The organism is Actinomadura rifamycini DSM 43936 (genome assembly GCF_000425065.1).
Classification (GTDB): Bacteria; Actinomycetota; Actinomycetes; order Streptosporangiales; family Streptosporangiaceae; genus Spirillospora; species Spirillospora rifamycini.
Genome location: NZ_KE384301.1, coordinates 239227 through 250042, shown reverse-complemented (window position 1 = coordinate 250042; position 10816 = coordinate 239227). Strand labels below are relative to the sequence as shown.

Genomic DNA, 10816 nt, shown 5'->3' with positions numbered 1-10816 from the left:
GCTCAGCGGCCGCGGCGCAGCGCGGTGTACTGCACCGCCGCGAAGCCCGCCACCGCGATCGCCTGCAGCACCGCCCACACGGCGCCCGCGGTGGTGAGCGCGAACCAGCCCAGCACGACCGCCGCGACGCTGAGGACGGTCCACAGCAGGTTGGCCTCGACGACGGCGGTGACGGCGAGCCGGTTCGGCCGGGCGGGCACCGACACCGCCCAGACGAGCGCCGCGTAGCCGAGCAGGAGCGCGCCGAGCGCGCGTCCGGGCCCGGGGGCGAGGCCGAAGAGGTCGTCCACCGGGCCCGCCAGCGCCAGGTAGGCGAGGCCGTTGGCGGCGGTCACGCCGGCGTCGAGGCGGAGCGCGAGGCGGAGCAGGCGGGCGCCGCCGGCGGGCAGGCCCCGGCCGGGGAGGTTCTCGGTGATGGAAGGGGTCGTGGTCATCGGGATTCCTTTCCTCGGGCCGATGCCACGACGCTATGACCGCGCGGGTCACCGCGGCGATTACCCGCGGCGTAACCGTGCGCGGATTGCGGCCCGGGATTTCCGCCGGGAAAACTCGGGCCGGTGATTTCAGGCGGCCGCCCAGACCGTCTTGGCGTTGCAGAATTCGCGCATTCCCTCGGCGGACAGCTCCCGCCCGTACCCGGAGCGCTTGACGCCGCCGAAAGGAAGCTCCGGGTACGAGGTCGTCATCCCGTTCACGAAGACCTGCCCGGCGTCCAGTTCCCGGACGAACCGGTCCCGTTCGGCGTCGTCGCGCGTCCACGCGTTGGAGCCGAGCCCGAAGCCGGTCGCGTTCGCCAGCTCGATCGCCGTGTCGACGCCGCGCACCCGGAACAGCGACGCGACCGGCCCGAACACCTCCTCGTGGAACATCCGCATCTCGGTGGTCACGTCCGCGATCACCGTCGGCGGGTAGTACCAGCCGGGACGGTCGGGGCGCTCGCCCCCGCACAGCACGCGGGCGCCCTTGCCGACGGCGTCCGCGACCAGCTCCTCGACGCCGGCGCGGCCGTCCTCGCCGACCAGCGGGCCGACGTCGGTGTCCGGGTCCATGGGGTCGCCGACCCGCTTGCCGCGCATGGCCTCGACGAAGAGCTCCTGGAACTCGTCGGCGCAGTCCTCGTGGACGATGAACCGCTTCGCCGAGATGCAGCTCTGCCCGTTGTTGAGGCACCGGGAGTCGGCGGCGGTCCGCGCGGCCGCCGCCAGGTCGGCCGATGGCATGACCACGAACGGGTCGCTGCCGCCGAGCTCCAGCACCGTCGGCTTGATCTCCTCCCCGGCGATCGCGGCCACCGACCGTCCGGCGGGCTCGCTGCCGGTGAGCGTGGCGGCCTTCACCCGGGGGTCGCGCAGGACCCGCTCGACCTTGGACGACCCGATGAGCAGCGTCTGGAACGCGCCCTCGGGGAACCCGGCGCGGCGGAATAGGTCCTCCAGGAACAGCGCGGTCTGCGGGACGTTCGAGGAGTGCTTGAGCAGGCCGACGTTGCCCGCCATCAGCGCGGGCGCCGCGAACCGGATCACCTGCCAGAGCGGGAAGTTCCACGGCATCACCGCCAGCACCGGGCCCATCGGCTCGTAGCGGACGTACGCGTCCCGCGCCCCCACGTCCGCGGGGTCGGCGGGGCGGTGCTCGGCGAGGAACCCGGCCGCGTGCCCGGCGTAGAACCGGCACGCCTTCGCGCACTTGCGCGCCTCGGTCTCGGCGGCCGCGAGCGTCTTGCCCATCTCCGTGGTGAGCATGGCGCCGATCTCCCGCGCCTCCCGGTCCAGGATGTCGGCCGCCGCGTTCATCCACGCGGCCCGCTGCTCGAGGCCGGTGTTCCGGTAGGTCGCGAAGGTCTCCGCCGCCAGCGCGACGCGCCGGTCGACCTCCTCGTCCGATGCCGCGTCGAAGGTCTTCTCGACCTTCCCCGTGGCGGGGTTGGTCGTGGCGATCGTCGTCATGTCCGGACACTCCCTGAATGTTGTGATTCATTCGGGAGGTGCCCGGGCGGCGCACCGGAAAACCGGGTCCCGGGCGGGGGCCGCGGGCGGGCGTGCCCGCCCGGCGCGGACCGCTACACGACGGGCGCGAGGCACACCGGCGCGGGCACCGCCAGCGGCTCCCCGGCCGGGACCGGCACGCCGTCGTCCCCGATCCGGAAGGAGGCGACCGCGTCGCTCCGCTCGTTCGCGACGTGCAGCCACGGGCCGTCCACGTGCAGGTCGCGCGGCCACGCGCCGCCGGACGGGACGTCCGCGACGGGCTCGAGGCGCGCGCCGCCGTCCGCGATCCGGTGGGCCGTCACCACGTCGGCGCCCCGGGTGGACGTGTAGAGGAACCGGCCGCCGTCCCCGAGCTTGATCGCCGCGCACTGGGCGAGGCCGCCGCCGGGGGAGGCCAGGGCGGGCGACTCGCCGAGCACCTCCAGCGCCGCGTACCCGTGCTCGGGCCCCGCGACCGGCCGCAGCACCAGCACCGTCCCCGCCAGCTCGGTGATCACGTAGACGTGCCCGCTCGGGTGGAAGGCGAGGTGGCGCGGGCCGCACCCGGCGGGGAGGGGCGTCTCGCCGGCGAGGCGCAGGCCGCCGCCCTCGAGCCGGAACGCGCGGACCAGGTCGGCGCCGAGGTCGGTCGTCAGCACGAGGCCGTCGGGCGCGGACACGGCCATGTGGGCGTGCGGGCCCTCCTGCCGGTCGGCCACGGGGCCCGTGCCGTGGCCCTCCGCCACGGCGGGCTCGCCCGCGAACCCGCCGTCCGGCGCGAGCGGCACGGCCCGGACCGTCCCCGACCCGTAGTCGGCGACCAGCAGGTGCCCGCCGCCGGGCGTCACCGACACGTGGCACGGCAGGGCGCCGGCGTCGCGCCGGCCGATCTCGCGCAGCCCGTCGCCGTCGACCTCGAAGGCCGCCACGCCGCCCGCGTCCTCCTCGCGCACCGCGTACACGACGCGGCCGTCCGGGTGGGCGGCGAGGTAGGAGGGGGAGACGGCCTCGGCGGCGAGCCGCGCGTCGGCGAGGGTCCCGTCGGCGCGGCGCCGGACCCGGTAGACGCCCGCGCCGCCGCCCGCCTCGCCGGTGTACGTGCCCACCCAGAACGCCCGCTCGTCCACCCCGGACCCCCGTCTCCCGCCGTTCCGCGAACCGGCCGTCCGGTCGGACGGCCGCAGGCGAGCCTAACGCGGCGGGTCCGGCTCCCGGGCGGCGCGGCGGCCCGCATCCCGAAGCCGGAGATAAACGTGACAAACCCCATACACTCGCCCGATTTGGCAAGATCTGCGAAGTTCTTCGCGTTTAATGCCCTTTGCCGTTTCTTGGGGGGAGAGGACCTTGACGTTCCCGGTGATGCTGCGCTCGCTGCGCCATCACAACTACCGGCTCTGGGCCATCGCCGACTTCGTCTCCATCACGGGGACATGGATGCAGGTCCTCGCCCTCAACTGGCTCATCCTGTCCATCACCGGCTCGGCGACCAGCGTCGGGCTCGGCCTGGTCATGCAGGCGCTCCCGACGATGCTGATCGGGCCCTGGGGCGGCGTGATCGCCGACCGGCTGCCCGTCCGCGCGGGCGTCGGCGCGGGCCAGCTCGTCCAGGCGCTGCTGTCGGCGGTGCTGGCCTGCATCGCGCTCGGCGAGCCGTCCTCGGTCGGCGCCCTCTACGCGATCTCGCTGGCGTCCGGCCTGGCGACCGCCCTCACCTCGCCCGCCCTCGGCCGGTTCGGCGCCGAGGTCGTCGGCCCGGAGGACCTGTCCAACGGCCTCGCGCTCGGCTCGGTGCTCAGCTCCGGCGGCCGGATCCTCGGCATGAGCCTCGCCGGGGTCGTGATCCCCCTTTTCGGCGTGCCCGGCGCGTTCTTCACCAACTCCGCGAGCTTCCTCGGCGTCCTGGTCGCGCTCGCGCTCATGCGCCGCCGGGAGTTCCACCGGCTCCCGCCGTCCGAGCCGGGGGAGCGCGGCATCGCCGCCGGGTTCCGGTACGTGCTGCGCGACCCCCGCATGCTGATCATGTTCGGGCTCGCGTTCGTCCTCGGCAGCCTCGGCCGCAACTACCAGGTCACCATGGCCGCCATGGCGGAGGGCCCGCTGGCCGCCGGCGCCTCCGGCTACGGCGCGCTGTCGGTCGCCTTCGCCGTCGGCACCGTGCTCGGCGGCGTCTACGCCGCGTCCCGCCTCCGCCTCCCGCTGCGCCTCCTGCTGATCGCCGCGACCGTCTGCGCCGCCGGGCAGATGCTCAGCGGCGGCGCGCCCACCCTCCTGCTGTTCGGCGCCGCGATGCTGCCGATCGCCGCGGCGGCGGTCGTCCTGGACACCACCGTCAGCACCCGCGTCCAGCTCGACAGCCCCGGCCACCTGCGCGGCCGGGTGATCTCCGCGCAGGGCATGGTGGGCGCCGCGTCCGGCGCCGTCGGCGGTCCGGCCCTCGGCGTCCTGTGCGACACCCTGGGCCCGCGCACCGCGCTCGTCCTCGCCGGCGCCGTCAGCCTCGCCGCCGCGCTGGCCGCCGCCTACGGCTTCGCCCGCCTCCGCCGCACCCGCCCCGCGACCCCGGCGCAGGCCCCGGCCGCCGCCGGACCGGTGCCGACCGCGGTCACGGTGCCGCACCCCGCCGGGACGCCCGTGCCCGCACGGAGCGCGGCGTCCACCGCGCAGCCGACCGCGTCGGCGGCCGCCGGGAGGTGACCGGGCGCCCGCCGCTCGGCGGGCCCCCGGTCAGCCCCCGGACGCGGGGCGCAGCAGGGCCTCTTGGGCGATGGACGCCAGCAGGGTGCCGTCCGCCGTGTGCAGGGTGCCGCGGGCCAGACCGCGGGCGCCGTGGTTCGTCACCGGGTCCACCGAGTACAGCAGCCACCGGTCGACGCGCGGCGGGCGGTGGAACCACACCGCGTGGTCGAGGGTGACGGCCGTGGCGAGCTCGTGGGGGGAGCCGGGCGCGCGGGCGCTGCTCACCACGCCCATGTCCGTCAGGTAGGCGACGAGGCACGCGTGCAAGGCCGGGTCGTCCCCGACGGTTCCGGACGCGCGGATCCAGAACGGGTGCGGGAGCCGGAACTCGCCCTCCGCGGGCGGGTTCAGCACGCGGATGTCGAACCCGACGGGATGCTTGAAGAACGCGGGCAGCTCCGCGCGCGGCAGCGTCTCGGGGGACGGCGTCCCGGACGGCGCCCCGGGCTGCCAGTCGAACCCGTCCTCGGGCTCGTGGAAGGACGCGATCAGCTCCAGGATCGGCTTGCCGCCCTGGCTCGCCGTCACGTGCCGGGTCGAGAACGAGCGCCCGTCCCGGGTCCGGGCGACGTCGAGCGTCAGCGGCTCGTCCGGCATGCCGGGGCGGATGAAGTAGGCGTGCAGCGAGTGCGGCGGGCGGCCGCCCGCGGTCAGGCACGCGGCCCGCAGGCTCTGCCCGGCGACCTGGCCGCCGAACAGCCGCGGCCGCCCCACCGACGGCGCGGTGGCCAGGAACGAGTCCTCGCCGAGCGCCGCCAGGTCGAACAGCCGCGTGATGTCGTGCGGGACCCCGTCGCTCATGAACGCACCCTCCTGCCGGACCGGATGGCGCGACCCTATCCGCGCCGGAAACGAAACGGGCATCCGGGGCGGAACCCCCATGGTGCGGGGACGGCCTTCGTGCGGTGCCGGGGCGCCGCCCTATGATCGCGTCGGGTACGGGAAGCGCCCGGGGGAGCGGCGCCCGTCCCGGCGAGGAGATGAGAGAGGCAATGGCTGATATCACCGAGGCGCCCGAGTGGTCCGCGCTGGCCGAGCACCAGGCCGCCCTGGCCGGGCGGCACCTGCGCGAGCTGTTCGCGGACGACCCGGGGCGCGCCGACCGCATGACCGTGACCGCGGGCGACCTGCACCTGGACTACTCCAAGCACCGGGTCACCGGCGAGACGATCGGGCTGCTGACCGCCCTCGCCGAACGTGCGGGCCTGCGCGAGCGGATCGACGCGATGTTCGCGGGGGAGCACATCAACGTCAGCGAGGACCGGGCGGTCCTGCACACCGCGCTGCGGCTGCCGCCCGGCGCGGAACTGACGGTGGACGGGCAGAACGTCGCGGGGGACGTGCACGCCGTCCTCGACAGGATGGCCGACTTCGCGGCCCAGGTCCGCGCGGGGGAGCGGACGGGGTTCACCGGCGAGCGGATCCGGACGGTCGTCAACATCGGCATCGGCGGGTCCGACCTCGGCCCCGCCATGGCCTACGAGGCCCTCCGCGACTACGCGGACGCCGGCATCGCGTGCAGGTTCGTGTCGAACGTCGACCCGGCGGACGTCGGTGCCGCCCTCGCGGACCTCGACCCCGCGACGACGCTGTTCGTGATCAGCTCCAAGACGTTCGGGACGCTGGAGACGCTCACCAACGCCCGGGTCGCGCGGACCTGGCTCGTGGAGCGGCTCGGCGACCCGGCCGCCGTGTCGCGGCACTTCGTCGCGGTCTCCACCAACGCCGAGCGGGTCGCCGAGTTCGGCATCGACACCGCCGACATGTTCGGCTTCTGGGACTGGGTGGGCGGCCGCTACTCGCTCGACTCCGCGATCGGCCTGTCGCTGATGATCGCGATCGGCGGCGAGGCGTTCCGCGAGATGCTGGCGGGGTTCCGGGAGATCGACGAGCACTTCCGCACGGCGCCGCTGGACGCCAACATGCCCGTCCTGATGGGCCTGCTCGGCGTGTGGTACACCGACTTCTTCGGCGCCCAGACCCGCGCCGTGCTGCCCTACAGCCAGCGGCTGGCCAGGTTCCCCGCCTACCTGCAGCAGCTCACGATGGAGTCCAACGGCAAGTCGGTGCGGGCCGACGGGGCCCCGGTCGTCGCGCAGACCGGCGCGATCTTCTGGGGCGAGCCCGGGACGAACGGGCAGCACGCCTTCTACCAGCTGCTCCACCAGGGGACCCGGCTCGTCCCCGCCGACTTCATCGGCTTCGCCGAGCCGTTCCGGGACCACGCCGCCGACGGGGAGGCGGGCATGCACGACCTGCTGACCGCGAACATGCTCGCCCAGGCGTCCGCGCTCGCGTTCGGCAAGACGGCCGAGGAGATCGCCGCCGAGGGGACGCCCGCCGCGCTCGTCCCGCACAAGGTCATGCCGGGGAACCGGCCCACCAGCACGATCCTGGTGCCGAAGCTGACCCCGAAGACGCTCGGCGAGCTGATCGCCCTGTACGAGCACGTCGTGTTCGTCGAGGGCACGATCTGGGGCATCGACTCCTTCGACCAGTGGGGCGTCGAGCTCGGCAAGGTCATGGCGCAGGACCTCACGCCCGCGCTGACGTCCGCCGAGCCGCCCGCCGCCGCGCCGGACCCGTCGACGGCGGCGCTCGTCCGCCGCTACCGGGAGCTGCGCGGCCGGGCGGTCTGACCCGCGCGGTCGGGACGGACAAGGGGCGCGGGCCCGCCGGACGTCCGGCGGGCCCGCGCCCCTTGTCGTCGTGCGGTCAGGCCCGGGCGCCGGGGGCGACGCCCCCGGTCCAGCCCTCCGAGTCCAGGACGGCGCGAAGCTCGGAGTAGGAGATGAAGCCGTCGAAGTTCGTGTCGGCCTGCTCGAACCGGTGCTGCGTCTCGGCCCGCGTCCAGGCGAGTCCGAGGTGCTCCAGGACGAGCGTGAACTCCATCAGATCGAGCTTGTCGTCACCGCCGAGGTCCGCCCGCGTGAACACGGCGTGAAGGTCGTCCTCGGTCGGCTTGGTCGTCATCTCGCTCCTCGTCTGGTCCGATGTGCCCGCATCATGCCACAGCTGCGGGCCCGGTCCTTAGGAGAAACGCCGCCGGTGGTGAACCGGTTCCCCGGTGCCCGGCGGCGGACGACCGTCCGGTGCGTTACGGACCGCCTCAATCCGGCGCGGACCCGCCGGTCAGCTCCGGGACGCGGTGCCGGTACCGGGCGAGCAGCGCCGCGTTGCCCTCGTCGCCGCCCGGCACGTTCGCGCTCGTCCAGCGCGGCAGGTCCAGGCCGCGCTCCGCCGCGAGATCGTCCAGGTCGGCCAGGACGCGCGCCCACGTGTACGCGGCCAGCACCGTCGACACCGCCGCCGTCCGGGGCCGTCCCGCCGGGTGCAGGACGTCGCCCGGCGGGACCCGCGTGTCCAGGACGAGCGCCGCGTGGTCGGCGAGGGTCGTGTCGGTCCGGGCCGCCGCGCCGCGCGACGCCCGCGCCGAGGTGACCGCGATCACCGGGACGCCCCGCGCGGCGCACTCCCGCGCCACCTCGACCGGGTACGGGTTGCGGCCGCTGGTGGAGAACACCACCGCGACGTCCGGCGGCGCGGGCGCCGCCTCTTGCACCACGGCCCGCCCCACCCCGTGCTCCCGCTCGACGCGGGTGCTGCGCAGCGCGTCGTCCAGCGGGAACACCGCGGGGTCGAACACCGGCCGGACGGGGGCGAGGCCGCCCGCCCGGTAGAACGTCTCGCACACCATCGCCAGGGAGTGCCCCGCCCCGGCGACGTGCACGATGCCGTCGGCCTCGATCGCCGCCAGCAGCAGCCCGGCGGCCTCCCCGATCGCCGGGCCGGCGGCGTCGTCCAGGTCGTCGAGCAGCGCCCGCACCCGGGCGGGGAGCCCGGGGAGGTTCGCCGGGGCGGACGCAGGCGTCGACGGGTCAGGCATCGGGAACGGCCTCCTTCAGGGTGCGCGCCAGCTCGTCCTCACCGGACGCGGCGCGGAGCCGGTCGGCCAGGCCGCCCGACAGCGCGCGCGCCAGCCCGGACAGCGTGCCGACGTGCACGTCGGGGTCGGGCGTGCAGAACGCGAGCAGCAGGTCCACCGGGTCGTTGTCGGGGTGGCCGAACTCGACGGGCGCGGCGAGGCGGGTCGCCCCGACGCCGACGGCCAGACCGCCCTCCTCCGGGCGCGCGTGCACCAGCGCCAGGCCCTTCGTCAGCACGATGTACGGGCCGTTGTCCTCGACCACCCGCACGCACGCGTCCGGGTAGCCCGCGCCGGCGGCGCCCGCCGCGACCAGCCCGGACGCCGCCGCGCGGACGGCCTCCCGCCAGTCGGCGGCGGCGACCCCGTCGGCCGCGGCGACGATGGGGGCGGCGGCGGTCACGCCAGCCACCCCTGCTCGCCGAGCCGGTCCCGCAGCTGCGCCGCGAGGCCCTCCTTGTCCAGGAAGTCGCTGATCGTGATCACCACCGGGGCGAGGTCGGCGATCTCCTCCGTGTGCATGCCCTGCCCGATGACCACGTCCGGGCTCATGCCGCGCGCGGTGGACACGTCGGCGTTCTCCACCCGGGCGTCCACGCCGATCGAGCGCAGCGCGTCCTCGGCGGTCATCTTCAGCATCAGGCTGGACCCCATACCGACCCCGCACACCGCGAGGATCTCCAGTTGCCGGTCCAGTGCCATGTCGGTCTCCTTCTCGTTTCGGATGCGCGCCGTCAGGGCTTCTCGGCCGAGACGGCGCCGCCGGTCTTCTCCGGGCCGTCGCCGGCCTCGCCGTCCTCGACCGCGCGGCGCTTCTCCCCGCGGTGGACGAGCAGCAGCGTCGCGGCGGTCGCGGCGAGCGCCGCCACCGGCACCAGCCACACCGTGCCGGTGCCGAGCACCGGGTCGGCGGCCTTCAGCAGCCACGCGATCGCGTACCAGTCCGGGTCGGCCAGGGTGGCCAGCTCCGGCGCGGTCTTCTCGAACAGTCCCCAGGTGACGGCCTGCCCGATCGCCAGCATCAGGCCGCTGACCACGCCGCCGAGGACGGCGCCGCGCCAGCCCGCCACCACGTTGCCGAACAGCCCGGCCGCGCCGCCCACGAAGAACAGCATGATCATGGGCGGGACGAGCGTGAACCAGCCGGCCGCGGCGAAGACGCCCAGGCAGGCCAGGAACACCACGGTGGAGGCCACGAAGCCGAGCATGACGGCGGTCGGCGCGACGGGGAAGACGGTCGGCGCGTCCAGCGCGGGCCGGGTGCCCGGGATGATCCGGTCGCTGAAGCCCTTGAACGCGGGGACGATCTCGCCGAGGAACATCCGCACGCCGAACAGCAGGATCGCGATGCCGCCCGCGAAGCGCAGGCCGACCAGCAGCGCCCAGACCCACGGCGACAGCTTGGCGTCCATGGCGGCGGCGGCCTCGTTGACGACCTTGTCGTCGGCGAGCGCGACCCCGATCAGCATGATCACGCAGATGATCAGGGCGGTGCTGACGTTGACGTCCTTGAAGAACGACAGCTGCCGCGGCAGCTTCAGCTTCTCGGTGTCGTGCTTCTCCCGGCTGCCCAGCGGGCGCGCGGCGTAGCCGGTGATCAGCGCGGCCAGCGAGCTGGTGTGCGCGAAGCCGAACCGGTCGTCCGGCATGACGCGGCGCATCAGCGGGCGCATCCACAGCGGCTGCAGCGTCCAGTACGCGGCGACGAACCCTGCACCGCACAGCACGAGCGTGAGCTGGTTCGAGCCGGGCGCGACCGTCACCAGCGACGCCACGGTGACCGTGCTGATCCAGAACATCAGGTGCCCGGTCAGGTAGAGGTACCGGGCCGCCGGGAAGATCCGGACGATCACGACGTGCAGCAGGAACGCCACCGTGATCACCAGGGCGATCGTGCCGCCCTGGTCCTGCAGGAACCCGTCCAGCGTGCGGTCCGCCTGCGGCGGATCGGTGTTCATCGCGCTCGCCAGCACCGTCTGGAAGCTGGTGAGCCCGCCGCTGAAGATCTCGATGCCGATGAAGAGGATCACCACGCCGATCGTCGCGCGCAGCGCGCCGGCGAACACGTCCTCGAAACGCTTGCGCTGGAGGATCAGCCCGGCGAGCGTGATGAGCCCGATGAGGATGGGCACCTGGCCGAACACGTTGTCCGCCAGGAAGGTGAGGATGTCCTTGATGACGTCCATGG

The 10816-nt window shown here is 74.6% G+C and carries 11 protein-coding genes; 2 read left to right on the top strand and 9 right to left on the bottom strand.

The window, feature by feature from the left end:
• Nucleotides 1-2: 2 nt before the first annotated feature.
• The 3 genes from H505_RS0137935 to H505_RS0137925 form a co-directional block, all read right to left on the bottom strand.
• Nucleotides 3-434 (bottom strand): hypothetical protein, encoded by a 432-nt coding sequence (locus tag H505_RS0137935; RefSeq protein WP_026406138.1) that lies wholly within the window; start codon nucleotides 432-434, stop codon nucleotides 3-5.
• Nucleotides 435-563: 129 nt separating this feature from the next.
• The gene (locus H505_RS0137930) at nucleotides 564-1946 is read right to left on the bottom strand and encodes an NADP-dependent succinic semialdehyde dehydrogenase (RefSeq protein WP_026406137.1); all 1383 of its coding nucleotides are present in this window, start codon (nucleotides 1944-1946) and stop codon (nucleotides 564-566) included.
• A gap of 113 nt (nucleotides 1947-2059) precedes the next feature.
• The gene (locus tag H505_RS0137925; protein WP_026406136.1) at nucleotides 2060-3094 is read right to left on the bottom strand and encodes a lactonase family protein; all 1035 of its coding nucleotides are present in this window, start codon (nucleotides 3092-3094) and stop codon (nucleotides 2060-2062) included.
• Between the two features lie 217 nt (nucleotides 3095-3311).
• Here H505_RS0137925 and H505_RS46925 point away from each other — a divergent pair, with 217 nt between their 5' ends.
• Complete coding sequence (locus H505_RS46925; protein ID WP_064743790.1) at nucleotides 3312-4661, top strand: MFS transporter; 1350 nt, start codon at nucleotides 3312-3314, stop codon at nucleotides 4659-4661.
• 30 nt (nucleotides 4662-4691) lie between these two features.
• Here the strand turns inward: H505_RS46925 and H505_RS0137915 are convergent, their stop codons facing one another.
• Entirely contained in the window at nucleotides 4692-5504 is an 813-nt protein-coding gene (locus tag H505_RS0137915; protein WP_026406135.1) for an acyl-CoA thioesterase, read from the bottom strand.
• 191 nt (nucleotides 5505-5695) lie between these two features.
• Between H505_RS0137915 and pgi the strand changes: the two genes are divergently transcribed.
• On the top strand, nucleotides 5696-7342 hold the full coding sequence (pgi, locus tag H505_RS0137910; protein ID WP_125612564.1) for a glucose-6-phosphate isomerase: 1647 nt from the start codon (nucleotides 5696-5698) through the stop codon (nucleotides 7340-7342).
• 76 nt (nucleotides 7343-7418) lie between these two features.
• Here pgi and H505_RS0137905 read toward each other — a convergent pair whose 3' ends face one another.
• The 5 genes from H505_RS0137905 to H505_RS0137885 all read right to left on the bottom strand — a co-directional run bounded on the left by H505_RS0137905 (nucleotide 7419) and on the right by H505_RS0137885 (nucleotide 10814).
• Nucleotides 7419-7676: an EF-hand domain-containing protein gene (locus H505_RS0137905; RefSeq protein ID WP_026406133.1), complete on the bottom strand. Its 258-nt coding sequence runs from the start codon at nucleotides 7674-7676 to the stop codon at nucleotides 7419-7421.
• A gap of 136 nt (nucleotides 7677-7812) precedes the next feature.
• Nucleotides 7813-8589 carry a sugar isomerase domain-containing protein gene (locus H505_RS0137900; protein ID WP_051301611.1) on the bottom strand — a complete coding sequence of 259 codons (777 nt, stop codon included), beginning with the start codon at nucleotides 8587-8589 and terminating at the stop codon, nucleotides 7813-7815.
• Nucleotides 8582-9031 carry a PTS sugar transporter subunit IIA gene (locus tag H505_RS46920; RefSeq protein ID WP_051301610.1) on the bottom strand — a complete coding sequence of 150 codons (450 nt, stop codon included), beginning with the start codon at nucleotides 9029-9031 and terminating at the stop codon, nucleotides 8582-8584. Before H505_RS46920 ends, H505_RS0137900 begins: the two co-directional genes overlap by 8 nt.
• Nucleotides 9028-9330 (bottom strand): PTS sugar transporter subunit IIB, encoded by a 303-nt coding sequence (locus tag H505_RS0137890; protein WP_034521836.1) that lies wholly within the window; start codon nucleotides 9328-9330, stop codon nucleotides 9028-9030. Before H505_RS0137890 ends, H505_RS46920 begins: the two co-directional genes overlap by 4 nt.
• A 32-nt stretch (nucleotides 9331-9362) precedes the next feature.
• Complete coding sequence (locus tag H505_RS0137885; protein ID WP_026406130.1) at nucleotides 9363-10814, bottom strand: PTS ascorbate transporter subunit IIC; 1452 nt, start codon at nucleotides 10812-10814, stop codon at nucleotides 9363-9365.
• Nucleotides 10815-10816: the final 2 nt, after the last annotated feature.